Consider the following 25,574-nt stretch of genomic DNA (forward strand, 5'->3'; position numbering starts at 1 on the left):
TCGTCCTGAGCCAGGATCAAACTCTCCAAACAATGTCTGGAAAACGTCCTGGCCAACATCCACATCATGAATGTCAACCAAAGGAATCCGCCAAAACCATCTTGACGGGGTTGTGCATCATGCACTGGCTTTTAACACACTGTTGAGTTCTCAAGAAACGGACGCGTACTTCCCTCGCCAAGATCTTCTGCAACCTTGGCGCTGGATGCGCACATTTCGTCTCCCTCAGTCTACCAGATCTGGACGATTCTTGTCAAACCGCCCGATCCGGGAGCTTCCGGACTTGCCCCTCTTGGAGGCAACCCTGCTAACTTACTCCAACTTTCGGCCTTTGTCCAACCGCATGGCCGGACACGCCCGAAGATCGGGATTTGTTAGAGGGATATCAGGGCTAACCAGCCCCGCGTTGAAAACTGTAGCAGTCTCAGCGCCGTGGAAGGTCCATCTTCATGTAACGAATGGACCTTCCCCGCGTTCGTACGGCTCAAACACCCAGTCCGGCGAGCTGAGCCTCGAGGCGCGCGATGTCCGCGGACGCCTGCTCGGCCCGGCCTCTGACCTTGGCCACCACGTCGTCCGGTGCCTTGGCCATGAACTGCTCGTTGCCCAGCTTGGCCGCCACCTGGGCGGCCTCCTTGCGCGCCACCGCCAGATCCTTCTCCAGCCGCTTGCGTTCGGCCACCACGTCGATGGCGCCCGCCGTGTCGATCTCGACGGTCACCCCGCCCACGCTGAAGCGCGCCGTGGCGTTGAAGGTCTCCGCCGGCTCCGTCAGCCGCAGCAGCGCCCGTGCGGCCGTCTCCTGACCGGCCAGCGGCGTGCTGGCCAGCCCGAGCCGTGCGGCCACCTTCTGGCCGGGCTTGAGCCCTTGGTCCGAGCGGAACCGGCGGACCTCCGTCACCAGCTCCTGCAGCGCCTCGATCTCCGCCTCGGCGGTGGGATCCGCGTAGCGGGCCTCGGGCACCGGCCAGGGGGCGACGACGATCGACTCGCCTCCGGTGACGGCTCGCCACAGCTCCTCGGTCACGAACGGCACCAGCGGATGCATCAGCCTCAGCAGCGCGTCGAGCACGTGGCCCAGGACCAGCCTCGTGTGCTCCAGCCCTTCCCCGAGCTGGATCTTGGCCAGCTCGAGATACCAGTCGCAGACCTCGTCCCACGCGAAGTGGTAGAGCAGGTCGGACGCCTTGGCGAACTCGAACTCCTCGAACGCCGCGTCGGCCGCCGTGATCACGGTCCGCAGGCGCGACAGGATCCACCGGTCGGCCGCGGTCAGCGCGGCGTCGTCGAGGGATCCGACGGCGGCGCCGTTCATGAGCGCGAACCTGGTGGCGTTCCAGATCTTGTTGCAGAAGTTGCGCGAGCCGGCCGCCCACTCCTCGCTGACCGCCACGTCGGCGCCGGGGTTGGCGCCACGCAGCAGGGTGAAGCGGGTGGCGTCGGCGCCGAAGCGCTCGATCCAGTCGAGCGGGTCGACCACGTTGCCGAACGACTTCGACATCTTCTTGCCGTACTGGTCGCGGACCATGCCGTGCAGCGCGACGACCCGGAACGGCGGCTCGCCGTCCATGGCGTAGAGCCCGAACATCATCATCCGGGCGACCCAGAAGAACAGGATGTCGTAACCGGTCACCAGCACGGAGGTCGGGTAGAAGCGCTGCAGCTCCGGCGTGGCGTCGGGCCAGCCCAGCGTCGAGAACGGCCACAGACCCGAGGAGAACCAGGTGTCGAGGACGTCGGAGTCCTGGGTGTAGCCGGCGGGCGGCTCCTCGTCGGGGCCCACGCAGACGACCTCGCCGCCCGGGCCGTACCAGACCGGGATGCGGTGGCCCCACCAGAGCTGGCGGGAGATGCACCAGTCGTGCATGTCGTCGACCCAGTCGAAGTAGCGCTTGGCCAGCTCGGGCGGGTGGATGCGGGTGCGCCCGTCGCGAACGGCGTCGCCGGCGGCCTTGGCCAGCGGCTGCACGTTGACGAACCACTGCAGCGACAGCCTCGGCTCGACCACGGTCTTGCAGCGCGAGCAGTGACCCACCGAATGCACATAGGGGCGCTTCTCGGCGACGATCCTGCCCTCGGCGCGCAGCGCGGCGACCACGGCGGGACGGGCCTCGAAACGGTCGAGCCCCTGGAACGGGCCGTGCGCGGTGATGACGCCGCGCTCGTCCATGACGGTCAGCGACGGCAGCGAATGGCGCCGCCCGATCTCGAAGTCGTTGGGGTCGTGCGCGGGCGTCACCTTGACGGCGCCGGTGCCGAAGGCCGGGTCGACGTGCTCGTCGGCGACCACCGGGATCATGCGGCCGGTGAGCGGCACCTCCACCAGCGTGCCGATCAGATGGGCGTAGCGCTCGTCGGAGGGGTGCACGGCCACGGCCGTGTCGCCGAGCATGGTCTCGGCGCGCGTGGTGGCCACCACGATCTCGTCGGAGTAGCGGATCGAGACGAGCTCGCCCTCGTCTTCGCTGTGCTCGACCTCGATGTCGGACAGCGCGGTGAGACAGCGCGGGCACCAGTTGATGATCCGCTCGGCGCGGTAGATGAGCCCGTCGTCGAACAGCTTCTTGAAGATGGTCTGCACGGCCCGCGAGAGCCCCGGGTCCATGGTGAAGCGCTCGCGCGACCAGTCGACGCCGTCGCCGAGCTTGCGCATCTGGCCGAGGATCCGGCCGCCGGACTCCTCCTTCCACTCCCAGACCCGCTCGACGAACTTCTCGCGCCCGAGGTCGTGCCGCGACTTGCCCTGCTTGGCCAGCTCGCGTTCGACGACGTTCTGGGTGGCGATGCCGGCGTGGTCCATGCCGGGCAGCCAGAGCGTCTCGCGCCCCTGCATGCGGGCGCGGCGCGTCAGCGCGTCCTGGATGGAGTGGTCGAGCGCGTGCCCGATGTGCAGCACGCCCGTCACATTGGGCGGCGGGAGGACGATGCTGTACGGCTCGCGCGAGCTGCCCGGGTCGGCGCGGAAGTGGCCTTCGGATACCCAGCGCTCGTAGCTACGGGTCTCGACGTCGGCCGGTGTGTATTGAGTAGGCAGCTCTGGCGTTGTCACAGTGACCAATTCTAGGGAGCCAGGCAAGCGGAACGCCCCATGGTTTGCGGCCATGGGGCGTTCGGACGTGCGGATCGGCCGGTCAGGCCGACTTTTCGCGCGGCGTGCGCTGCTGCTTGGCGGCGAGCTGGTCGCGCGGGACGAGCGTCGGGATCGCGTGCTCGAGCACCGACTCGCGCGTGATGACCACGCGGGCGACATCCTGCCTGGAGGGCACCTCGTACATGACGGACTGGAGCACCTCCTCCAGGATGGCGCGCAGTCCGCGGGCGCCGGTGCCGCGCAGGATGGCCTGGTCGGCGATGGCCTCGAGGGCCCCGTCGGTGAACTCGAGCTCCACACCGTCGAGCTCGAGCAGCTTGCGGTATTGCTTGACCAGGGCGTTGCGCGGCTCGGTGAGGATCTGGATGAGCGCCTCACGGTCGAGGTTGTGCACCGAGGTGATGACCGGCAGGCGGCCGACGAACTCGGGGATCATGCCGAACTTCAGCAGGTCTTCGGGCATCACGTCGGCGAAGATGTCGGCCGTGTCGACCTCTTCCTTCGACCGGATGATGGCGTTGAAGCCGATGCCCTTCTTGCCGATGCGTGACTCGATGATCTTCTCGAGCCCCGCGAACGCGCCGCCGCAGATGAACAGCACGTTGGTCGTGTCGATCTGGATGAACTCCTGGTGCGGGTGCTTGCGGCCGCCCTGTGGAGGCACCGAAGCCGTGGTGCCCTCCAGTATCTTCAGCAGCGCCTGCTGCACGCCCTCACCGGAGACGTCGCGCGTGATCGACGGGTTTTCGCTCTTGCGAGCGATCTTGTCGACCTCGTCGATGTAGATGATGCCGGTCTCGGCCTTCTTGACGTCGTAGTCGGCGGCCTGGATGAGCTTGAGGAGGATGTTCTCGACATCCTCACCCACGTAGCCCGCCTCGGTCAGCGCGGTGGCGTCGGCGATGGCGAAGGGTACGTTGAGCATCTTCGCCAGGGTCTGCGCCAGCAGCGTCTTGCCCGAACCGGTCGGCCCGAGCAGCAAAATGTTGCTCTTGGCCAGCTCCAGACCGTCGTCTCTGCCCCGGTCGCCCGACTGCACCCGCTTGTAGTGGTTGTAGACCGCCACCGAGAGAGCCTTCTTCGCCTTGTCCTGACCGATGACGTAGGCGTCGAGGAACTCGTAGATCTCCCTCGGCTTGGGCAGGTTGTCCCACTTGAGCTCGGAGGACTCAGAGAGCTCCTCCTCGATGATCTCGTTGCAGAGATCGATGCACTCATCGCAGATGTAGACGCCTGGACCGGCAATGAGCTTTTTGACTTGCTTCTGACTCTTCCCGCAGAAAGAGCACTTCAGCAGGTCTCCCCCGTCGCCGATGCGTGCCACCCCAGATACTCCTTTGCGTGGGACCGCCCTGCTGCCGCGATCCGTATCCTCCGGACCCGGTCCGAACCGCTCAGGTTTCGACGTTACCGTCTTCTGGGCCCTCAGTGAGCCCCCTAGCGGCGAGTCGCACCGGAACGTGCCCTATTGGGCAGCGCTCCGGTGCGTCACGTCTCGTCTAGGAAGCCACGGCCTGGGCTCGTTTCTTCCTGGACGGGATGATGTCGTCGATCAGACCATACGCCTTTGCCTCGTCCGCGTTGAGAATTTTGTCGCGTTCGATGTCCTTGCGGACGTCAGCGGACGGCCTGCCCGTGTGCTTGGCGACGATGTCCTCAAGAAGCGTGCGCATGCGCAGGATCTCGCGGGCCTGAATCTCGATGTCGCTGCCCTGGCCGCCACCCTCGGTGGACGGCTGGTGGATCAGCACCCGGGCGTTGGGCAGCGCGAACCGCTTGCCCGGGGTGCCGCCGGCCAGCAGCACGGCCGCGGCTGAGGCGGCCTGGCCGAGGCAGACGGTCTGGATCTCCGGCCGGACGAACTGCATCGTGTCGTAGATCGCCGTCATGGCGGTGAAGGAACCGCCCGGCGAGTTGATGTAGATGCTGATGTCACGGTCGGGGTCGAGCGACTCCAGCGTCAGCAGCTGGGCCATCACGTCGTTGGCCGACGCGTCGTCGATCTGCACCCCGAGGAAGATGATGCGGTCCTCGAAGAGCTTGTTGTACGGGTTCATCTCCTTCACGCCGTAAGACGTGCGCTCGACGAAGGAGGGGAGAACGTAACGGCTTTGAATGTTCATGTCAGCTCCCCCTAGGAGACCGGGCCCGCGGAGGGCACCTGCCGCGCGCTGCGCACGACGTGGTCGATGAAGCCGTAGTCCTTGGCCTCCTCGGCCGTGAACCACCGGTCGCGGTCGGAGTCGGCCTCGATCTGGTCGAGCGACTGCCCCGTGTGGAAGGCGATCCTCTCGGCCAGCGTCTTCTTCACATAGAGCATCTGCTCCGCCTGGATGGCGATGTCGGCGGCGGTGCCACCGATGCCTCCGGACGGCTGGTGCATCATGACACGGGCGTGCGGCAGGCCGTAGCGCTTGCCCCGCGCCCCCGCCGTCAGCAGGAACTGCCCCATCGAAGCCGCCATGCCCATCACAACCGTGGATACGTCGTTAGGTACGTATTCCATCATGTCGTAAATCGCCATGCCGGCACTCACCGAGCCACCCGGCGAGTTGATGTAGAGCGTGATGTCGCGCTCGGGGTCGTCGGCCGCGAGCAACAGCAGCTCCGCACAGATGCGGTTGGCGATCTCGTCGTTGACCTCCTGCCCGAGCACGATGATCCGCTCCCGGAGCAGGCGCTGGTAAAGCTGGTCCTCAAGCCGGAAGGACGAGCCGTTCTCACGGCCTCGCGACTCAGGCTGATAGAAGGTCGGCGGGCTGGTCACAGCGTCACCTTCCGATGCGTCGTAATCGATTGGCTTTGCTTGTGACCTTAACGCGCGTCGCCTACAGCTCATGCCCGGTCTCCCGGACTGTTCGCTGACGGCGCAGGTTCGGACGGGCATTGGCCTGTCATTCTTTGCGGCGTCCTGTCGGCTTTCGTCCCCCAGCCGCTTCCACCTCATGGCCGTCGAACTCCCTGCGGCGCCCTGAGAGGGCCCGAGGCCCAAGGAGGGGAGTCAACAGGGGCCGGCCGCCGCGACGTCCTCACGGGCCTTCTGAGCGCCCCTGAGCACGGTCACCGGCCCCCGGCCACCCCGACGCCGTGCCGAAGCGCGGTGAGCCCCTGGAGAATGCCGAAAGCCCCCGGGGCCTGGCGGGCAGGTCTCCGGGGGCTTCCGGTCGGGCTTGGACGAGGGTCAGGCCTCGGCCTTGTCGTCGGCCTTCTCCTCGGCGGGGGCCTCTTCCTCGACGACCTCTTCACCGTTGATCTCGGTGTAGATCGCCTTGAGGTCGACCTCGTTGCCGTCGGTGTCGACGACCTTGGCGGCGTCACCGAGCACCGAGCGGGCCTTGTCGCGCACGATCTCGACCATGGCCAGCGTGAGCTGGTCGTTGTCGGCGAGGTGCTTGGCCAGCTCGTTCGGCTGCACGCCCATCTCCATGGCGCGGCGCACCACGAAGTTGGTCAGCTCCTGCTCCGAGACGCCCAGCTCCTCGGACTTGACGATCTTGTCGAGGATGAACCCGATCTTGATCGCCCTGGCGGAGTTGGTGTCGAACTCGGCGAGCCGCTCCTCCTCCGTCGTCTGGTAGAGGCGGAAGAAGGCGTCGCGGCTGAGGCCGCTCTCGGCGATCTGGTGGTCGAGGTTGTGCTTGCGGGCGTCGACCTCGGCCTTGAGCGCGCTCTCCGGCAGCGGGATCTCGATCTTCTCGAGCAGCGAGTCGAGCGCCTTCTCGCGGGCCTGGACGACCTGGTCGATCAGCTTGTTGCGACGGGCCTGCTCGCGGATGCTGGTCTTGAGCTCGTCGAGCGAGTCGAACTCGCTGGCGAGCTGGGCGAACTCGTCGTCCAGCTCCGGCAGCACCTTCTCCTTGACCGACTTGACGGTGATGATGACGTCGGCCTCCTCGCCGGCGTTCTCGCCACCAACGAGCTCGGTCTTGAAGCTCTTCTCCTCGCCCGCGGACATGCCCTCGAGCGCGTCGTCGAGGCCCTGCAGCACGGAGCCGGCGCCGACCTCGTAGGAGACCTCGCTGGCCTGCTGCTCCTCAATGTTCTCGCCGCCGATCTCGGCGCGCAGGTCCATCACGACGAAGTCGCCGGTGGCCGCGGCCCGCTCCACGCCGGTCAGCGTCGCGAAACGCTGGCGCAGGGCGTTGAGCTGGGTGTCCACGTCGTCGTCGGAGACCTCGGCGGAGTCGACCGTGACCTCGGCGCCCTGGTAGTCGGGGACCTCGAAGTTGGGCCGGATGTCGACCTCGGCGGTGAACTCGATCTGCTCACCGTCGTCGATCTTCGTGACCTCGATGTCCGGCTGGCTGACCGGGAACACGTCGACCTCGTCGACGGCCTGGCCGTACAGCTTGGGCACCGCGTCGTTGAGGGTCTCCTCCAGCACTACCGCCCGGCCGAAGCGCTGCTCGATGATGCGGGCCGGAACCTTGCCAGGCCGGAACCCGGGGACGCGCACCTGCTGCGCGACCTTCTTGTACGCCGCATCCATGCTCGGGCGCAGCTCGTCGAACGGCACCTCGACAGTGAGCTTGACCCGGGTCGGGCTGAGCTCCTCGACAGCGGTCTTCACGGAATGGTCTCCTTGATCAAGCTACGAGTGATCGCGGGCGCGTCCATCGGTTCGGCTCACGCGCCGCGCCCACATGTGCGGTGTTGGGCATGCTCCGCTACGGCGGGATCCAACGCCGAAGGCCAGTCTAGGGCAGATGCATACCCAACCACGACGCCGCGGCGGTCAGAACTCGTCCGCGATCGTGCGCAATAGCTCGATCGTCTCATCCGGGGTGGTGCTCACGGCGCACAGCCGCTCCATGACCTCGGTGTATCGGTCCACGTCCTCACGCTTGTCCAGGTAGAGCGCGCTGGCGAGCTGCTCGACGTACACGACGTCGGGCAGGTCCGCATCCGGGAAGCGCAGGATGCTGAACGCCCCGCCCTCCGCGCTGTGCCCGCCGAAGCTGAACGGCATGATCTGGATCGTGATGCTGGCCTGCCGCATCAGGTCGATGAGGTGCTCGATCTGGGCCCTCATCACCTCGGCGCCGCCGATGGGGCGCCGCAGTGCGGCCTCGTCGATCACCGCCCAGAACACCGGCCCGTCGGGCCTGTCCAACATCCGCTGGCGCTCCAGCCGGAGATCCACCCTCCTGGCGATCTCCTCTGCCACGATGCCCGCCGAACCGGCGGTCACCACGGCCCTTGCATACTCCTTGGTCTGCAACAGTCCTGGCACGAACTGGACCTCGTAGGTCCTGATCCGGGCCGCGGCCTCCTCGAGGCCGACGTACGCCTGGAACCACGTGGGCAGGACATCGTTGAACCGGTGCCACCAGCCCGGCTCGTTGGCGGTGGCCACCAGGTCGAGCACGGCGGAGCGGGCCTGGTTGTCCACGACCCCGTACAGGGTCAGCAGGTCCGCCACGTCGCGTTCTTTGAACCCCACTCGGCCGAGTTCCATTCGGCTTATCTTGGATTCCGAGCCCCGGATGAGGTGGCCGGCCTCCTCGCGAGTGACGTTCTTCGCTTCCCTGAGCTTGCGCAGCTGGGAGCCCAGGAGGATGCGCAGCGCCGTCGGTCCGGAACCCGGCTGGTTCTGCGTCACTTTGCCTCCTATCAAGGTCCGCACACACAGTGACACCACATTGCCGGGTATGACAAGGTCTCAACCTCGTGTCCGATTCGCTTACCTATGCCCCAAAACGCCGCTTGCTGTTGCACAATGCAGCTGCACGTGCATTTGGGTCTTGCAGCAGCCGCGATCGTGACCCATGATGGCTTAGTGCATATTGGGCCAAACATGCACTAACCAAGGTTGAACGGGGAGGTATCGGCAGCATGGTGGAGGATCCTCTGGCCACTGCCGATTGCCTGCAGATCACCCGTGAGGTGGGCTTCGACCACCTGCTCATGGGCGGCAAGCCGTACACCACCGCGTGTCCGCTGCCCTTCCAGGCCGACTCGGTGAAGACCGCCAGGGACGTGACCCGCTCGACGCTGCGGCGCTGGGGGTTGCACGAGCTGAGCGACGACGCCGCGCTGGTGGTGTCGGAGCTGGTGACGAACGCGGTGCGGTACGCGATGTACGCCGCGGGGCGCCGGGAGATCGAGCTGCTGCTGATGCGGGTCTCGCCGCACGTGCTGCTCGCGGTGGCCGACCCCAGCGACGAAGTGCCGCGGCCCAAGGAGCCGGACTTCATCTCGGAGAACGGGCGCGGCCTTTACATCGTCGAAACGTACAGCCAGTGCTGGGGCTGGGACCCGCTGGCGCGCGGCGGCAAGGCCGTCTGGGCGCTGTTCCACGCCGACTCCTGACGAACACCCCCATCCCGTACGGCTCCGCCCCCGCCGGCCGCCACCCGCCGCACCCCCCTGAGCACCTCCAGGAAAACGCCCTCTGACCCGCACGCGGTCGAGCGCCGTCACGTGCGCGCTCTTGCCCCTCTCCGTGGTTCTTCCTTCGGCATGCCCGACTTCGTGACCAGAATGCTAGATTGGTCACCAGTCAACGGTCAGGAAGTGAGCCGGCATGCGAGGCGATCAGAGTGGACGGGCGGACCGGATCCTCGACGTGGCCAAGGATCTGCTGCTGCGCTGGGGATACCGGCGGGTGACGATCGACGAGATCGCCAAGCGGGCCGGCGTCGGCAAGGGCACCATCTACCTGCACTGGCGCACCCGCGAGGAGCTGTTCTTCGCCGTGGGCGCCCGGGAGGCGGCGGCCATGCTCGACGCCGTCGCCGCCGCCATGCGGGCCGACGCGGGCGAGATCCGGCTGCACCGGTACATGCGCCGGTTCTTCCTGGAGGCCATGCGGCGGCCGGTGCTGCGGGCGATCTTCACCAGGGACGCCGAGACGCTCGACAAGTTCCTCTCGAGCCCGGCCAGGCAGCCCCTGCAGGGCGCCAAGCTGCTCGCCTCCCACGACTACCTGGGCCTGCTGGCCGAGCACGGCCTGCTGCGTGAAGGGCTGCGGCCCGAGGATCTGGACTATCCGCTGCCGACGATCGTGTTCGGGTTCTTCGCGATCGAGCCGCTGCTGCCCGCCGAGGTCACGCTCGGGCCGGAGGAGAAGGCCGATCACCTCGCCGACACGCTGCGCAGGACGTTCGAGCCCGCGCGCCCGCCCGACTGTGAGCCGGCCGCCGAGCGGGCGGCCGAGATCTTCGAACGGCTCTCCCGCGAGTTCGGGGACGCCGCCTATGGGGGCAACGATGGATCATGACATCACCGGGCTGCACCACGTGGGCCACCTCGTCCACGACATGGGGGAGGCGCTGGAGCTCTACCGGCGGATGGGGTTCGGCATGCCGGGGCCGGCCTATCCGGGGCTGGGCGAGCCGCCCGAGCCGTTCGGGGTGGGCAACACGCACGCCTATTTCTCGCAGGGCTTCATCGAGCTGGTGGCGGCCGGAGGGCGGGTGCCCGCCGACGCCCGGGTGATACCGCTGCGGGTTCCGGCGGAGCGGCTGCCCGCGTTCACGCAGGCGGTGCGGCGCACGGCGGCGAACCTGGACGACTGCCTGCGGCGGTTCGAAGGGGTGCACATCCTGATGTTCGACGCGCCGGGGATCGAGGCGGCCGCCGGCCGGCTGACCGCTCAGGGGGTCGGGCACGGCGGGGTGCACGCCACGCAGCGGCCGATCGAGACGGCCGACGGGGTGCGCATGGAGCCCGTGCGGTATCTGGAGATCGACGGGGTGGCGCCCGGCCGCGTACCGGAGGGGCGGATCGGGCTGGCGCTGAACGCGCCGGACTCGTCCCAGGGCGAAGGGCATCCCAACGGGGCGCTGGAGCTCGCCGAGTGTGTGCTGTGCGTCGCCGACGAGGAACTGGACGAGGTCGTACGGCGCTACGAGGCGTACCTGGGGCGCGCCGCGGACGGGAGCGGGGCCGTGCGCAGGGTCGGGCTCGGCGGGCGGGCCCAGGTCACGCTGGTGGCCGCCACCGGGCTGGACGCGCTGCTGCCGGGCGAGCGGGCGGCGGCTCTGCCCGGCTTCGCCGCGTACACGGTGGTCGTGCGGGATGTGACCGTCACCGGGCGGTTCCTGCGCGAACGGGGTTTCTCCGTGGGCAGGACGGCCGCCGGTGACGTGTTCGTGCCGGCCAAGGAGGCGGCCGGGGTCGCGATCGTGTTCCGTCAGGCGGACTGACGGGCCGTTATTCGCCGGTGACGCCGTCGACACGCTCGCGTAGCAGGTCCGCGTGACCGTTGTGCCTGGCGTACTCCTCGATCATGTGGACGAGGATCCAGCGATGGGAGCAGTCCTGGCCGTTCCGGTCGCCGACGGCGTCGAGCGGGCTGGCGGCCGAGATGGCGCGGGCGAGCGCGATCTCCTCCTGCCAGGTCTCGAACGCCTCCTTCACCGAAGCCTTGTCGACCTCGTCGAAGTCGGCGTCGTTGGCGCGGTCCTTGTCCCAGAGCTTGGGGATGTCCTCACCGTTCAGCACGCGGCGGAACCAGACCCGCTCGACGTGCGCCATGTGCCTGACCAGGCCCAGCAGGGACAGGGTGGAGGGCGGAGCCGAGCGCTCGCGGAGCTGCTCGTCGGACAGGCCCTCGCACTTGACGGCGAGGGTGGCGCGGTGCCATTCGAGCCAGTTGTTCAGGACGGTCCGCTCATCGCCGGTGAGGGGAGGGGGGATCCGGGTGTCGTTCACGAGCCCCGACCCTATCCGCCCGCGGCGCCCGTTCTTGACCGGTGCCCGGCTTGGAAGAGGCGGTAGACGGCCTCTCGTACGGTGTCGTCCCTGACGTTGGCCACGAAGTCGTCGGGGGTGTTCCCGCACAGATGGCGAAGCTCGGGCGATTCGTCCAGAAGCGACTGGATCAGGGGCCTCTGCGCCGTGAGACGGCGGGGCCTGCCCTGGCCGTCGGCGATGCAGCCGTGGCGTCCCGTGTAGCAGAAGGCGGGGCGGTGGCCCGGTTCGGCGGTGAGCGGGCGGCGCAGGTAGTTGGGCTCGGTGAGGTCCATGGCCGCGAGCTGGTGCTCGTCGAGCCAGAGCACGAACAGCCTGGAGGTCTCGCCCGGCGTCTCGATCGGCGCGGCCGGCACGTAGCCGAACCTGCTCACGTGGGCGGACACGCCGGGGGCGATGCCGGGGACGTCTTCGAGGGTCATGGGGACGATGGGGCGTACCCGGTGGTTGAGGAACTTCCTGCGTACCTGGCTGGGGGCGGCGTTGGAGCCGACGGCGACGACGCGGTGCCGCTCGCGCAGCGGCCGGCAGCCCCGGCGGGCCAGCAGCGCGGCCAGCGTCCCGTTCCCGGCCCGCCACTCCTCCGGCGGGCGGCCGGTGACGGGGTGGAGCGGCACGTACGCGTCGTCCATCAGGACACCCGAGGTCGCCGGTACGCGGCCGGGGTAGGTGAGCGGGCGGGCCATCGGATCATCCGCGAAGAGGTCCACGGCTCCAGCATGCCCGCCGGCGCGGTGAGCACCCCCGCGACACCCACCGCGCCTCCGGCTCATTGCCCTGTGAACGTCACCCAGAGCCGAGCCGTGCTCTGCCGGCGCCCCCAGGCGATGAGGGCACACAGGACGAGCGCTGCCAACGGCATCACCACACCACCTCCGGAAACGAACAACTCGGTCAGCGCCGCCCCGATCATCAACCCTCCGAGCGCCGCCCCGGCCGGCCCCGCGAGCCTCGGCACGAGCAGCCCCACGGCCCCGGCCACCTCGAGCACCGCCACCAGGTGACGGAACCAGTCGCCGAACCCGATCGCCTCGAACGTGGAAGCGGCGGGCTCGGCGTTCGTGAACTTCCCCATGGCCGACATCAGGAAGAAGCCCGCCACGGCCACCTGAAGAACCCACAGGGCGACATTGCCCACCCGGCCGGCGGCGGTCTGCTTCGTACGGGTCGAGTGCGGTGTGGTGGTCACGATCGTTCTCTCCCTCTCGTTCGGTGCTTACGACGCTAGGGAACGGGAACGCGGGGGAGAATCGCGCTGGCTGCCCGATGGGGGTGTACTTAGATACACCCGCTCCATGCCTTTCGATCTTGCCGCTCGGCGAGCGGAAACTGGTCGATCTTGGCCGTTGGCGGGCTCTACGCCGACCGTATGTCCCATGCGAAGACGTCCCTCGTCTGCCTGCCGTGCCTCGCCTCGTACAAGCAGCCTCACCCGGGCTCCGATCATCGGGACCGGCTCTGCCCGCGCTGCGCCGAGCCGCTGATCCACGTCGGCTCCGCCTTCGCCGCCCCACCCCGGCGGGACACCGCGGCCTGGCGGGTGCTCTCCCTCCTGCTGCATGCGGGCGTCCGCTTCCACAAGAGCTGCTGCGGCGGCCCCGGATCCCGGCCGCGCACGCGTCACACGAACTGGCGAGGCCGGAAACATGTCTGCTCGGTCAGTGGGAGGAACGGAACTGGCGTAACGTCCCCGGCCCGTTGTACGGCGGAGAAACCGACTCATGCTGCTGCGGCCCGGCCATCGCGCGTGCCCATGTGCTCCACGACGAGCAGGGTCAGGAGTTCGTCTACCGGCAACCGCGTACGGAGTCGCAGGTGCACCAGGTTCTCTTCGCGGCCTGGAGCGACCCGTTGCGTGGTTACGCCTGCGATGGTGACGAGCGCTGGACCGTGGCGAGCGTACGGGAGGGGTGGCAGGAACGCCGAAGGCTCCTGGAGTGGATCGATCAGGCCGCCGCGAAGTGGTCCTTGAGCGCCTGGGCCGACGAGCGCGAAGTGGTGTTCGCTAATGCCTTGGACACTCGTTCGTAGTCGGCCACCGGTGTGATCTCGCCGTTGACCACCAAGAACATCAAGAGCTCGACGCTCGGCCGGGGGACGGGCTGGGACAGCCGTCATCTTCTCGGCGCGCTCCTCACGACCACCCTACGTTCATGCAGGTCAACGCAGGCGATGACGTTCTCTCAAGCGGGCGCTGTGCTCAGGGCCGCTGAGGAGTCGAACATCTACGCCTACGCACGCACTGCCCGGGAAGGTGCGTAGAGGTGTCGGTCCGGGAGTCGCGTCTCGCTGGGTGCTGGTGGGTGTCCTGCACACGGTTCTGCCTGCGGCAAGCCTGGGCTGCCGTTAGCGAGGGGCGACGGGGGCCTCTTCGGGGACCTTGAGCTCGTCGAAGGTCGCCACCTGATCGGCTGCAGGCGGTTTGATGTCGGTCGCGCGGCCCCACCGCGACAGGCGGACGTCGTCGACGAGCTGTACAGGGTCGAAGTCGTCCATGCCCAGGAGACCGGGTTGCCAGGAGGAACTGTGGCATCGGCGGACGAGCCGGTCCTGCCCGATCCAGAGCTTCCAGTTGATGCGGGCTTGAGCGTACGCGCCTGTGGGTCTGCGCGTGCCGATACGGAGCTCGGGATCCACCTTGGCGACCTCGCCCAGTGTGATGATCCCCTCGTGCAGGGTGGTGCGGGTGCCGTCGTACACGCCGGCCGGGCGCTTGGCCTTGGTGCCGGCGAGCAGGGCCTTCAGCGTTGCGGGGTCGCTCAGCCTCATATCGCCACAGGTCAGGGCGAGGGACTGCTGGTCCTCGGTGACCCCCCAGCTCTTGCCTGCCGGCAGACGCTTGCGCCAGAAGGAGGACTGCTCGTAGTACCGGGCCGGGAAGACGATGAAGCGCTCGGGGTCCTCGCCGTCCTCAGGATCGAGGATCTCGCTCGCGATGACCTCACCGCGGGCCAGTTCGTGGACCCCTGACCGCCGAGAGGTCCGCGGCTCTCCATCCCAGGACTTGAAGACCGTGACATGCGAGAACGTCACGCCGTTGCCGCTCTCGAGCTGGAGGCGCAGCGCGGCGACGGGGTCGAGGCGAACCTCGGCTGGGGCCGACGGCGGGACGATCGCGGCAACGAGGGCGATCGTCAGGGCAGGCGCCCAAAGCCTCATACGGTCGACTCCTCGGAACGGGGCCAGGAGGGGTGATGGTCGCAGGCGGGCATCTCTTCCCGATATCGACCGTTCGTGGCCCGCGACCGGCCTGGTGTTCGCCTCGGCGGCAGGTACCTAGCTGGACGAGGCCGTCCTGGTCAGGCACCCACTTGGTCACGCAGAAGGCCCCCACCCGATCCCGGGTGGGGCCTTCTGGCTGGTCGGGGCGACAGGATTTGAACCTGCGACTTCTTGCTCCCAAAGCAAGCGCGCTGCCAAGCTGCGCCACGCCCCGTCTCGTCGAGTGCGCATACGCTCCGGGACTCCGGTACGCTTACGCCCTGACGACCGGATGAAGTCTAGACCAGAGTTCGACCGGTTCGCGCGGACGTAGCTCAATGGTAGAGCCCTAGTCTTCCAAACTAGCTACGCGGGTTCGATTCCCGTCGTCCGCTCCACGCGGTAAAAGGCCAGGTCACCCGGGTTCGGGAGCCTGGCCTTCGTGATCTCCGCCCGTGGGCGCTCGTAAACTGAGATCGATGCGCGCGCGACCGATCTCCCGTGAGGCCCTCGTCGAGGAGCTGGCCGAGTTGATCTCCGGGCGTCCTCAGGACGTGTGGGTGCGGGTGGCCGTCGATGGCGCGCCCGCCGCGCGGCCCGAGGCGCTGGCCGATGAGCTCGTCGCGCCCCTTCGGCTGCGCGGGCGGCCTGTGCTCCGGGTGTCGGCCGGTGACTTCCTGCGGCCGGCGTCGCTGCGGCTGGAGCACGGCCGGACCGATCCCGACGCCTTCTACGACGACTGGCTCGACGTCAGGGCGCTGCGGCGGGAGGTGCTGGAGCCGCTGGATCCGGGCGGGTCGGGGCAGGTGCTGCCGGCGTTGTGGGACAGCCGGATCGATCGGGCGTACCGGATGCCCTACCAGGAGCTGGGGCCCGGCGGGGTGGTGCTGGTCGACGGGACGTTGCTGCTGGGGCGGGGGCTGGCGTTCGAGGTGAGCGCGCATGTGTGGCTGTCACCGGGCGCGCTGGAGCGGGGGACGCCGGAGGCGGAGCGGTGGCGGCTGCCCGCCTACGCGCGCTACGAGCGGGAGGCGCGGCCGCAGCAGACCGCGGACGTCGTGGTCAGGGCCGACCATCCGGGACGACCCGCGGTGCTCGTCCGGTGACGGCGAGCTCTGGATTGCGGTGCGCGGGCGGCGCAGACTGAAGCGGTGATCCCCAGCGAGTGGTACAACATCGTTCCTGATCTACCCGCCCCACCTCCTCCGCCTCTGCACCCCGGCACCCGGCAGCCCGTGGGGCCCGACGACCTGGCCCCGCTCTTTCCCATGGAGCTCATCGGGCAGGAAGTGAGCGGCGAGCGGTTCGTCCCGATCCCGCAGGAGGTGCTGGACGTCTACCGGCTCTGGCGGCCGACGCCGCTGATCCGGGCGCACCGGCTGGAGCGGGCGCTCGGCACCCCGGCCAGGATCTACTACAAGTACGAGGGCGGCTCCCCCGCCGGCTCGCACAAGCCGAACACGGCCGTGCCGCAGGCGTTCTACAACGCCCGGGAGGGCGTGCGGCTGCTCACCACCGAAACCGGCGCCGGGCAGTGGGGCTCGGCTCTGGCGTTCGCCTGCTCCCAGTTCGGCCTGGAATGCCAGATCTGGATGGTACGCGCCTCCTACGACCAGAAGCCGTACCGGCGCTCGCTCATGCAGGTGTACGGCGCCACCGTCCACGCCAGCCCCTCCCCCATGACCGGCGCCGGCAGCAAGATCCTGGCCGACGATCCCGACTCGCCCGGCAGCCTGGGCATCGCCATCAGCGAGGCCGTCGAGGTGGCCGCGGCGACCCCCGACGCCCGCTACGCCCTCGGCTCGGTGCTCAACCACGTCCTCATGCACCAGACCGTGATCGGTGAGGAGGCGCTCGACCAGTTGCCCGAGATGCCCGACCTGGTCATCGGGTGCACCGGCGGCGGCTCCAACTTCGCCGGTCTCGCGTTCCCGTTCCTGCGCGAGAAGCTGGCCGGCCGGATCGCCACCGTGTTCCGCGCGGTCGAGCCGGCGGCCTGCCCGTCGTTCACCCGCGGCGTGTACGCCTACGACTTCGGCGACACCGCCGGGCTCACGCCGCTGCTCAAGATGCACACGCTGGGCCACTCGTTCGTCCCCGACCCGATCCACGCGGGCGGCCTGCGCTACCACGGCATGTCACCGCTGCTGTCGCACATGTACGAGCTGGGCCTGTTCGAGGCGGTCACCCGCTCCCAGAGCGAGTGTTTCGAGGCCGGTCTGCGCTTCGCGAGGACCGAGGGCATCGTGCCGGCTCCGGAGCCCACGCACGCCCTGGCCGAGACCATCGCCGAGGCGCTGCGCTGCAAGGAGAGCGGCGAGGAGAAGGTCATCCTGACCGCGCTGTGCGGCCACGGTCACTTCGACCTGGGCGCGTACGACCGCTACCTGGCCGGTCGGCTCGAGGACTTCACGCTGCCCCAGGAGCGCATCGACCAGGCACTCAGCGAACTGCCCGGATGAGGGTGGCCGCCCGGAAGGCGGCCACCCGCCCCGTCATCGCGCCGTGGGACGCTTGCCGTGGTTCGCCTTCTTCTTCTTGCGTGCCTTGCCCTTGCGTGCTCGCCTGGCCATAAGCTCGCCTCCGATGTCCGGCCGGCTCAACGACGCCGGTTGAATGAGTGCCGGTTGAATGGTGTCGCCGGCCAGTGCCGCCGTCAGGCGACGCTGATCGACCGCACCATGAGCCCCCAACGTCCCTCTCCCCGTTGACCAGCGCAAGCAGTCCACGACGAACTAACATTCCCCAACAATTCCGTGTCATAATTTGGTGGAATCTGTTGGAAGGGGCGGACGTGCTCGCACAGCAGCGTCAGCAGACGATCCTCGAACGCGTGCGCAGCAACGGCGGCGTCCGGGTGGCCGATCTCGTACGCGAGCTCGGCGTCTCCGACATGACCATCCGCCGCGACCTCGAGGTGCTGGCCGAGCGCGGCCTGCTGGAGAAGGTGCACGGCGGCGCGACCGCCCTGGGCCCCGGCTCGACCGAGGAGCCCGGCTTCACCGCCAAGTCCGCCCGCCAGCAGCAGGAGAAAGAGGCCATCGCGCGGCGCGCGGCCCAGCTCGTCCGGCCGGGGACGGCCGTGGCCCTGTCCGCCGGCACCACGACGTGGGCGCTGGCCCACCATCTGATCGGCATGCCCGACCTGACCGTGATCACGAACTCGATCCCCGTCGCCGAGGTCTTCCACCGCAACCCGCGCGCCGACCGTACGGTCGTGCTGACCGGGGGCGTGCGCACGCCGTCCGACGCCCTGGTCGGCCCCGTGGCCGTGTCCGCGATCCGCCGGCTGCACGTGGACACGCTCTTCCTCGGCGTGCACGGGATGAGCGTGCGGGCCGGGTTCACCACGCCCAACCTGCTCGAGTCGGAGACCGACAGAGAGCTGGTCACCGCCGCGCACCGGCTGGTCGTCCCCGCCGACCACACCAAGTGGAACACCGTCGGCATCAGCACCATCGCCGAGCTGACCGAGGCCGACGTGGTCATCAGCGACGCGGGGCTGCCCGAGGACGCACGCACTGAGCTGGCCGAACGGGCCGGAGAACTGATCATCGCGGAGGGCTCGCCTTGAAACGCACCATCACCCACCTGGCCGACGGCCGAGAGCTGATCTACTTCGACCGGCGCGACGACGCCGACAGGAGCGCGATCGACCGACGGACGCTCGAGCCCCGGCCGGTGGCGTCCGAGCTGCGTTACGACCCGCTGACGGAGGAGTGGGTCGCGATCGCCGGGCACCGGCAGACGCGGACGTTCCTGCCGACCGGTGGCACCGCCGAGTGCCCGCTGTGCCCGTCGTCGGACGATCGCTCGACGGAGATCCCGGCGTACGACTACGACGTGGTGACGTTCGAAAACCGCTTCCCCTCCTTTTCTGGAAATTTTGGGACTTATCAGGATGTCGGCGGTCTGAGTGAGGTCCGTCCGGCTGTGGGGCGGTGTGAGGTGGTGTGCTTCACCTCTGACCACTCCTCCTCCTTCTCCCGGCTCCCCGACGCCCAGGTGGAGCTGGTCATGGAGGCGTGGGCCGACCGCACGGCCGAGCTGTCCGGGATCGAGGGCGTGGAGCAGGTGTTCTGCTTCGAGAACCGGGGCGAGGAGATCGGCATCACGATCTCCCATCCGCACGGCCAGATCTACGCCTACCCCTACGTCACGCCCAGGACCAAGCTGCAACTCGGCGCGGCCTCCCGGTACAAGGGCCCCGGCAACCTGTTCGCCGACGTGCTGGCCGCCGAGCGGGCGGCCGGGACCCGGGTGGTGGCCACGAACGAGCTGTGGACGGCCTTCGTGCCGGCCGCCGCGCGGTGGCCGTTCGAGGTGCACGTGTATCCGCACCGGCAGATGCCCGATCTGGCGGCGCTCACGGAGGAGGAGCGGGCTGCCTTCGCCCCGCTGTACACCTCGGTGCTGCGGGCGTTCGACGGGCTGTTCGGCGTCGTGATGCCGTACATCTCGGCGTGGCACCAGGCGCCCGTGCGGCAGGACCGGGAGCTGGCGTACCTGCATCTGGAGCTGTTCAGCGTCCGGCGGGCGCCGAACAAGCTGAAGTTCCTGGCGGGCTCGGAGTCCGCGATGGGCGCCTTCGTGAACGACGTGCTGCCGGAGGAGGCCGCCCGCATGCTTCGATCACAAGTAGATCACTAATAGATTTCTACTTAAGGTCGCATGACTCGTGATCTACCACTAATATCCCCATATGCACCGACCGTAACGGTCGTTGCACGCCTAATCCCGGGCGCGTCACCCGGGAGCCGGGGACCCAATCCGCACCTGGGGTGAATCCACTTCGGTGGTAGGGCCGCAGCCTCCCATGCCCGAACCCGTCAGCTAACCCGGTCGGCAGAGGGAGAGGAACACCTACGTGGCGGCTTCGTCCCCCGCGAGTCTTGCCATCTGTCTCATCACCGCCACCGCCTTCGCCGCCCTCCCGGCGACCGCGGCGTCGGCCTCCATAACAGCACCGGCCGCGGTGCAGTCCGCCCCCAAACCCTCGGAATCCCAGCTTCGCGCCCAGCTCAAGCGGCTCAACACCAAGGTCGACAAGCTGATCGAGAAGTACAACCTCAAGCGTGTCGAGCTGGCCAAGGCGCAGGAGGCCGCCAAGGCGGCGAAGGCCAGGCTGGCCACCGCCGAGCAGACGCTGGTGACCGCCGAGCAGCGGGTGGCCGAGATCGCCCGGCTGCGCTACCAGAACGCCGACGCCTCGCTGCCCGGCTTCATGCTTCCCGACAACAGCTCGAGCGCGGCCCTGCTCGAACAGCTCACGGCCGAGCAACAGGCCGTCGTGCAGAGCGTGGCCAAGGCCCGCGACGACAGGAAGAAGGCCAGCGAGGAGGCCGCGGCGCTGGCGGACAAGATCCGCGACGACGCGGCCGAGGTGACGAGGCAGCGCGACGACGCCGAGGACGTCATCAAGGACATCCGCGAGAAGCTGGAGGACCTGGTGCCGTTCGGGTCGGGCCGCAACACCGACGGCTCCTGGGCGCCCGAGCTGCCGAGCGGCACGGACAACATCACCTCCCGTACGCGGCTGATGAAGGCGCAGGTGGAGAAGAACTTCTCGCTGCCGTTCGACGTGGGCTGCTTCCGCTCCGGCTCGAGCGGCGAGCACCCGCTCGGGCGGGCGTGCGACTTCATGATGAGCACGGGCGGGTCGATGCCCAGCGCCGCCAACAACGCGCTCGGCGACCGGATCGCGGAATGGGCGATCAAGAACAAGGGCAAGCTCGGCCTCAAGTACGTGATCTGGAAGCAGCGCATCAACCACGGATCCGGCTGGCGCACGATGTCGGACCGGGGCAGCGTCACCGAGAACCACTACGACCACGTGCACATCTCGATGAACTGAGGCGGACGGCGGAAGGCCCCGCGGAACCGAGGGGTTCCGCGGGGCCTTCCGTCCGTTGTCGGCCGGGCCCGGGGTCAGTTGGTGAGCGTGAGCGGGTTGACCAGGTCGGCGTAGACCAGCAGGCCGGCCATGATCATCATCACGATCGCGATCGCGTACGTCAGCGGCAGCACCTTCGCGATGTCCACGTAAGCGGGCTCGGGCCGCCGCATGACCTTGGCGTAGCCCCGCTTGATGCCCTCCCACAGCCCGCCCGCGATGTGCCCGCCGTCGAGTGGCAGCAGCGGGATCAGGTTGAACATGCCGATGGCCAGGTTGAAGCCGGCCAGCAGGTTGACGAAGATGGCGATCTTCTTCTCGTTGGACAGGTCGGAGGCGAGGATCTCACCGCCCATGCGGCCCGCGCCGACCACGCCCACCGGGCCCTCGGGGTCGCGCTCCTCGCCCGAGAAGGCCGCGTGCCAGACGCCGACCATCTTCTCCGGCAGGTTGACCAGCGAGCCCGCCACCCTGGCCGTCAGCTCGCCCATGTAGCCGACGACCTGGCCGAGGCTCTGCTGCTGCATGACCTCGGTGGGCAGGACACCGAGGAAGCCGACGTTCTTGTCGACCTTCTCGGGGTCCTCGAGGTTGGGGCGGTCTTGGGCGATGAGCGTGACGTTGAGCGTCATCGGCTTGCCGTCGCGCTGGATGCCGAGTTGCACCGGGCCGGGGCCGTGGGAGCGGATCAGGCGGGTGGCGTCGGGCCAGGAGCCGATCGGCTTGGAGTCGAAGGAGACCAGGCGGTCACCCGGCTTCAGGCCCGCCTGGGCGGCGGGCGTGGGCTTGTCGGTGGCCTTGCACTCCGTGCGCTGCTCCGCGAGCGGGATCACGCAGGTGTTGGTGTCGGGCGAGACGATCGGCGCCCAGGTGGGCAGGCCGATGCCGACCAGCAGGATGCTGAAGAAGACGAAGGCGAGCACGAAGTTCATCGCCGGGCCGCCGGACATGATGATGGCCTTCTGCCACCACTTCTTGCGGTAGAAGACGCGGTCCTCGTCGCCGGGCCGCACCTCTTCCTGGGCGGCGTCGCGGGCCGACTCGATGAGGCCCTGGAACGGGCCGGTCGCGGTGCTCCTGACCTTGGTGGGGTCGTCACCGGGGCGCGGCGGCAGCATGCCGATCATGCGGATGTAGCCGCCGAACGGGATCCACTTGATGCCGTATTCGGTCTCGCCCTTGCGTCGTGACCAGGCGGTCGAGCCGAAGCCGACCATGTATTGGGTCACCTTGACGCCGAAGAGCTTGGCGGGGACGAGATGACCCAGCTCGTGCAGCGCGATGGAGAACATCAGCCCGAGGATGAAGACGATGATCCCCGCAAGGTAGAGCCAGTTCATCTAGGCGCGCTCCCCGCAGACGAAAGTCAGAACAGCCCCAGAGTAGTCGAACTCGCCGCGCCCCAGGGCTTGACGCATGTGAAGAGCATTGACAGTACGGAATCGCACGATCACCCTGGGAGACGACGGAGGGGGACGTCTTGATCCGCATACTGATCGCCGAGCACCTGCCGCTGGTGCGCCGTGGCCTGCTCGCCACCCTGGAAACCGAGCCCGACCTGCGGGTGGTCGCCGCGGTCGGGCACGCGGACGAGCTGGTGCGCGCGGCGCGGGCCGACGAGCCCGACGTGGCCGTCGTCGACCTCGATCTTCCCGGGCCGCCGGTGATCGACCTGCTCGCCGAAAGGGTGCCGCGCTGCGGGGTGCTGATCCTGTCGGCCAATCCCCACCCGGGTCAGGTGCGCGAGATGCTGGCCGGGCCCGCACTCGGGTTCATGAGCCTGTGCGTGCCGCCGGAACGGCTCGCCGAAGGCGTGCGCCAGGTCGCGGCGGGGCACCGGGCCATCGAGGCTGAGCTGGCCGTGGCCGCGCTCCAGTGCGCCACCAACCCGCTGACCCGGCGGGAGCTCGACGTGCTGCGGATCGCGGCGGGCGGGGCGCGTTCGACGGAGATCGCCGACGAGCTCTTCCTCTCGGTCGGCACCGTGCGCAATCACCTGTCGCGCATCATGTGCAAGACGGGGGCGCGCAACCGGCTCGACGCCGTACGCATCGCCAGTGACAGCGGCTGGTTGTGAGGGAGATCATCGCCGGCCGTGGCCGGCCATGACGTAAGGGGCCCGGTGGAGCCGCGCCGCTCCGCCGGGGCCCGTACACGAGGATCGCAGCGGACGGGGGCCCGCTGCCAGTGAGCGCCATCACGACCTGACCCGTGTGAAACGTCACTACGGACGCCAGATCAGCACCAGCGCGCAGTCGTCGTTGTGGCCCGAGGACATGGCGTTGACCAGGGCCTTGGCGCCGTCGCGGAAGCCCGAGGGCAGCAGCCGCTCCGCCTCGCCGAGCAGCCGGTCGAGCCCGGCGTCGATGTCGCGGCCGGGCTGCTCGATGAGGCCGTCGGTGTAGAGCAGCAGCGCGTCGCCCTTGCGCAGGGTGCCGCTGTCGGGCTCGCAGTGCAGGTCGGGCACCACGCCCAGCACGACGCCCTTGGCCGTGGCGACCTGCCAGTTGCCGGTGCCGGCGTCGAACTTCACCACCGGTGGGTGCCCGGCCGAGGTGATCGTGTAGTCGCCCGTCTCCAGGTCGAGGCGTACGTGGACGGCGGTCACGAAGCCCTCGTCGCCGCGCTGCCGGTGCAGATAGGCGTTGCACGCGGGCAGGAAGTCGTCGACCGAGCCGAGCAGCCCGCCGAACGTGCCGGACAGCAGCAGCGCCCTGGTGCCCGCGTCGACGCCCTTGCCCGACACGTCGACCAGCGCGATCTCGACGGAGTGGCCGTCGCGCATGGAGACCAGGAAGTCGCCGCCGAACGAGGACCCGCCCGCCTGCTTGAGCACGACCTTGCCGCCCCAGTCCTTGGGCAGCGGCGGCAGCTCTCCCTGGCTCCTGAGCCGGTCGCGCAGCTCCAGCAGCATGGCGTCGCCGCGCAGCCCCTGGACGCCAAGCTTGCCCCGGGTGCGGGCCATGAGCACGGCGAGCACGGTGGTGAACCCGATCGTCACGGTCAGCCCCAGCCCGATGCGGCCCACGCCGAGCTGGAGCGCGATGTAGCCGAGCGCCGCCCCGACCCCCACGAGCAGCTTGACCAGGCTGCCGAGCCGGAGCTGGAGCCCGCCCACCAGGGTGACCAGGATGAGCAGCGAGGGTGAGAACCACTCGGTCGAGACCTCGGCCGCCAGGACACCGATGACGAGCGCGACCGCGATCAGCGTGATGAGCAGATTGCGGTCCCGCGCCAGCAGGAAGCGCCGGACGAACCGCACGGCAGACACCAGAAAGGGCACCCGCACCAGGACCGCTCGGACCCGTGGCGGGATCAGCGGCGCCTGACGGGAACTCATGATGCGCCTGACTGTAGCGGTCTGACCCGTGTTTGGGCAGCCCACTTGACCAACGCCTTGATCATTAAGCACGGATATTGGGTGGCCCTCCCCCTTTGCCCGCTCCTACCTTGGACGGATGACGTATCCGATCCGTCCGATTGACGAGTCTGAGTGGTCGGCCTTCGGCCGGGTTCTCGAAGAGGCGTTCGGCTGGACGCCCCACCCCACGCAATCCGAGCGGTTCAAGGCGGAGACCGAGTTCGACCGCACCCTCGCCGCCTTCGACGGCGAGGACATGGCGGGTGTCACCGCGGTCTTCAGCCTCACCATGACGGTCCCCGGCGGACGGCAGCTCCCCGTCGGCGGCGTGACCGCCGTCAGCGTCCTGCCCTCGCACCGGCGGCGGGGCGTGCTGTCCTCGCTGATGCGCAGGCAACTCCAGGACATCCGCGAGCGCGGCGAGAGCGTCGCCGCCCTGTACGCCTCCGAGTCCCTCATCTACGGCCGGTTCGGCTACGGCAGGGCCGCCGGCGAGCTGTCGTTCAGGATCGCCACGCGCGCCTCGGCCTTCGTGCCCGGCGCGCCCCACGACCCGGCCCTCAGGCTCAGGGTCGCCAAGCCCGCCGACGTACGCCCCGAGCTGGAGAAGCTCTTCGCCTCCGTCGTGACCCGGCGCCCCGGCCGCTACGAGCGCAAGTCCCAGACCTGGGACAGCGTGCTGGCCGACGAGGAGTTCGACCAGCGCGGCTCGGGTCCGCTGCGCACGATCCTGGCCGAGGACGACGACGGCGTACGCGGCTACGCGCTCTTCCGCATCAAGTCCGACTGGGACGCCAACGGCCTGGCCTGCGGCGAGCTGCGGCTGAACGAGCTGGAGGCGGCCGACCCGGCGGCCTGCGCGCTGCTCTGGCGCAGCGTGCTGGACCGCGACCTCGTCACCACGGTCACCGGAAGCAGGCCGGTGGACGATCCGCTGACCACGCTGCTGGCCGACCCGCGTCAGCTCCGCGCGGGCTGGCAGGACGAGCTGTACGCCCGCCTGGTCGAGGTGGACCGGGCACTGACCTCGCGGGCCTACTCGGCGCCCGTGGACGTGGTCATCGAGGTCGAGGACGACGTGTGCCCGTGGAACGCGCGGCGCTGGCGGCTCACCGCCGACCCGTCGGGCGCCGAGTGCAAGGCCGTGGACGAGCAGCCGGACCTGACGCTGCCGGTGAACGCGCTCGGGGCGGCGTACCTGGGTGAGGGGGCGCTGATCGAGCGGCTGCACGCGGGCCTGCTGCGCGAGCACTCCCCCGGCGCCGTGCGTACGCTGGCGACCGCCATGTCCTGGGGCCCGAAGCCGTGGGGAGGCCTGGTCTTCTGACGGG

Annotated in this window: 23 protein-coding genes, 2 tRNA genes and 1 riboswitch; of the genes, 11 read left to right on the forward strand and 14 right to left on the reverse strand. The window is 68.8% G+C overall.

Translation table 11 applies throughout. The features are described from left to right. Positions 1–484: 484 nt before the first annotated feature. The 6 genes from AB0I15_RS23635 to AB0I15_RS23660 form a co-directional block, all read right to left on the reverse strand. On the reverse strand, positions 485–3,058 hold the full coding sequence (locus AB0I15_RS23635) for a valine--tRNA ligase (protein WP_358099200.1): 2,574 nt from the start codon (positions 3,056–3,058) through the stop codon (positions 485–487). Positions 3,059–3,131: 73 nt separating this feature from the next. Beyond that, a complete protein-coding gene (clpX, locus tag AB0I15_RS23640; RefSeq protein WP_138691280.1) occupies positions 3,132–4,415 on the reverse strand; it encodes an ATP-dependent Clp protease ATP-binding subunit ClpX in 1,284 nt (427 codons plus the stop codon). A gap of 175 nt (positions 4,416–4,590) precedes the next feature. Next, entirely contained in the window at positions 4,591–5,214 is a 624-nt protein-coding gene (locus tag AB0I15_RS23645) for an ATP-dependent Clp protease proteolytic subunit (protein ID WP_358099204.1), read from the reverse strand. A gap of 11 nt (positions 5,215–5,225) precedes the next feature. Beyond that, positions 5,226–5,858, reverse strand: coding sequence for an ATP-dependent Clp protease proteolytic subunit (locus AB0I15_RS23650; RefSeq protein WP_358099207.1), 633 nt, complete (start codon positions 5,856–5,858; stop codon positions 5,226–5,228). Between the two features lie 414 nt (positions 5,859–6,272). Next, the gene (gene tig / locus AB0I15_RS23655) at positions 6,273–7,661 is read right to left on the reverse strand and encodes a trigger factor (protein WP_358099210.1); all 1,389 of its coding nucleotides are present in this window, start codon (positions 7,659–7,661) and stop codon (positions 6,273–6,275) included. 165 nt (positions 7,662–7,826) lie between these two features. Further along, positions 7,827–8,693 carry a helix-turn-helix transcriptional regulator gene (locus AB0I15_RS23660; RefSeq protein WP_358099213.1) on the reverse strand — a complete coding sequence of 289 codons (867 nt, stop codon included), beginning with the start codon at positions 8,691–8,693 and terminating at the stop codon, positions 7,827–7,829. A gap of 233 nt (positions 8,694–8,926) precedes the next feature. Between AB0I15_RS23660 and AB0I15_RS23665 the strand changes: the two genes are divergently transcribed. The 3 genes from AB0I15_RS23665 to AB0I15_RS23675 all read left to right on the forward strand — a co-directional run bounded on the left by AB0I15_RS23665 (position 8,927) and on the right by AB0I15_RS23675 (position 11,241). Then, on the forward strand, positions 8,927–9,403 hold the full coding sequence (locus AB0I15_RS23665) for an ATP-binding protein (protein ID WP_358099216.1): 477 nt from the start codon (positions 8,927–8,929) through the stop codon (positions 9,401–9,403). A 214-nt stretch (positions 9,404–9,617) separates the two neighbouring features. Next, the gene (locus AB0I15_RS23670) at positions 9,618–10,313 is read left to right on the forward strand and encodes a helix-turn-helix domain-containing protein (RefSeq protein WP_358099219.1); all 696 of its coding nucleotides are present in this window, start codon (positions 9,618–9,620) and stop codon (positions 10,311–10,313) included. Continuing rightward, positions 10,303–11,241 carry a VOC family protein gene (locus tag AB0I15_RS23675; RefSeq protein ID WP_358099221.1) on the forward strand — a complete coding sequence of 313 codons (939 nt, stop codon included), beginning with the start codon at positions 10,303–10,305 and terminating at the stop codon, positions 11,239–11,241. The genes AB0I15_RS23670 and AB0I15_RS23675 overlap by 11 nt, the downstream gene beginning before the upstream one ends. Before the next feature lie 7 nt (positions 11,242–11,248). Here the strand turns inward: AB0I15_RS23675 and AB0I15_RS23680 are convergent, their stop codons facing one another. From AB0I15_RS23680 to AB0I15_RS23705, 6 genes are all read right to left on the reverse strand, one after another. Next, complete coding sequence (locus tag AB0I15_RS23680) at positions 11,249–11,749, reverse strand: DinB family protein (RefSeq protein WP_358099223.1); 501 nt, start codon at positions 11,747–11,749, stop codon at positions 11,249–11,251. Positions 11,750–11,760: 11 nt separating this feature from the next. Then, complete coding sequence (locus AB0I15_RS23685) at positions 11,761–12,498, reverse strand: hypothetical protein (protein ID WP_358099226.1); 738 nt, start codon at positions 12,496–12,498, stop codon at positions 11,761–11,763. 59 nt (positions 12,499–12,557) lie between these two features. After that, complete coding sequence (locus tag AB0I15_RS23690) at positions 12,558–12,977, reverse strand: DoxX family protein (RefSeq protein WP_358099229.1); 420 nt, start codon at positions 12,975–12,977, stop codon at positions 12,558–12,560. Positions 12,978–13,734: 757 nt separating this feature from the next. Further along, complete coding sequence (locus tag AB0I15_RS23695; protein ID WP_358099232.1) at positions 13,735–13,863, reverse strand: hypothetical protein; 129 nt, start codon at positions 13,861–13,863, stop codon at positions 13,735–13,737. Between the two features lie 271 nt (positions 13,864–14,134). Next, on the reverse strand, positions 14,135–14,947 hold the full coding sequence (locus AB0I15_RS23700; RefSeq protein ID WP_358099235.1) for a hypothetical protein: 813 nt from the start codon (positions 14,945–14,947) through the stop codon (positions 14,135–14,137). Positions 14,948–15,147: 200 nt separating this feature from the next. Beyond that, positions 15,148–15,224, reverse strand: a tRNA-Pro gene (locus AB0I15_RS23705). 89 nt (positions 15,225–15,313) lie between these two features. On the opposite strand from AB0I15_RS23705, the gene AB0I15_RS23710 reads away from it, so the two are divergent. The 6 genes from AB0I15_RS23710 (at position 15,314) to AB0I15_RS23735 (ending at position 20,843) form a co-directional block, all read left to right on the forward strand. After that, positions 15,314–15,387, forward strand: a tRNA-Gly gene (locus AB0I15_RS23710). 81 nt (positions 15,388–15,468) lie between these two features. After that, positions 15,469–16,095 (forward strand): uridine kinase, encoded by a 627-nt coding sequence (locus tag AB0I15_RS23715; protein WP_358099238.1) that lies wholly within the window; start codon positions 15,469–15,471, stop codon positions 16,093–16,095. Positions 16,096–16,104: 9 nt separating this feature from the next. Then, positions 16,105–17,451 carry a TrpB-like pyridoxal phosphate-dependent enzyme gene (locus AB0I15_RS23720; protein ID WP_358099733.1) on the forward strand — a complete coding sequence of 449 codons (1,347 nt, stop codon included), beginning with the start codon at positions 16,105–16,107 and terminating at the stop codon, positions 17,449–17,451. A 332-nt stretch (positions 17,452–17,783) separates the two neighbouring features. Then, complete coding sequence (locus tag AB0I15_RS23725) at positions 17,784–18,563, forward strand: DeoR/GlpR family DNA-binding transcription regulator (protein ID WP_358099241.1); 780 nt, start codon at positions 17,784–17,786, stop codon at positions 18,561–18,563. After that, complete coding sequence (galT, locus tag AB0I15_RS23730; protein WP_358099244.1) at positions 18,560–19,639, forward strand: galactose-1-phosphate uridylyltransferase; 1,080 nt, start codon at positions 18,560–18,562, stop codon at positions 19,637–19,639. The genes AB0I15_RS23725 and galT overlap by 4 nt, the downstream gene beginning before the upstream one ends. 68 nt (positions 19,640–19,707) lie before the next feature. Next, positions 19,708–19,851: riboswitch (cyclic di-AMP (ydaO/yuaA leader) on the forward strand. Positions 19,852–19,856: 5 nt separating this feature from the next. Next, positions 19,857–20,843 carry a hypothetical protein gene (locus tag AB0I15_RS23735; protein WP_358099247.1) on the forward strand — a complete coding sequence of 329 codons (987 nt, stop codon included), beginning with the start codon at positions 19,857–19,859 and terminating at the stop codon, positions 20,841–20,843. A gap of 74 nt (positions 20,844–20,917) precedes the next feature. Here the strand turns inward: AB0I15_RS23735 and AB0I15_RS23740 are convergent, their stop codons facing one another. Then, positions 20,918–22,222, reverse strand: coding sequence for a M50 family metallopeptidase (locus AB0I15_RS23740; RefSeq protein ID WP_358099250.1), 1,305 nt, complete (start codon positions 22,220–22,222; stop codon positions 20,918–20,920). A 140-nt stretch (positions 22,223–22,362) separates the two neighbouring features. On the opposite strand from AB0I15_RS23740, the gene AB0I15_RS23745 reads away from it, so the two are divergent. Continuing rightward, the gene (locus AB0I15_RS23745) at positions 22,363–22,959 is read left to right on the forward strand and encodes a response regulator transcription factor (RefSeq protein WP_358099253.1); all 597 of its coding nucleotides are present in this window, start codon (positions 22,363–22,365) and stop codon (positions 22,957–22,959) included. Positions 22,960–23,106: 147 nt separating this feature from the next. Here the strand turns inward: AB0I15_RS23745 and AB0I15_RS23750 are convergent, their stop codons facing one another. After that, a complete protein-coding gene (locus tag AB0I15_RS23750) occupies positions 23,107–24,222 on the reverse strand; it encodes a PP2C family protein-serine/threonine phosphatase (protein ID WP_358099256.1) in 1,116 nt (371 codons plus the stop codon). Positions 24,223–24,340: 118 nt separating this feature from the next. Here AB0I15_RS23750 and AB0I15_RS23755 point away from each other — a divergent pair, with 118 nt between their 5' ends. Beyond that, positions 24,341–25,570, forward strand: a complete 1,230-nt coding sequence (locus AB0I15_RS23755; protein WP_358099259.1) for a GNAT family N-acetyltransferase — start codon at positions 24,341–24,343, stop codon at positions 25,568–25,570. Positions 25,571–25,574 lie beyond the last annotated feature (4 nt).

The sequence above is a fragment of the Nonomuraea sp. NPDC050643 genome, assembly GCF_040654715.1.
Classification (GTDB): Bacteria; Actinomycetota; Actinomycetes; order Streptosporangiales; family Streptosporangiaceae; genus Nonomuraea.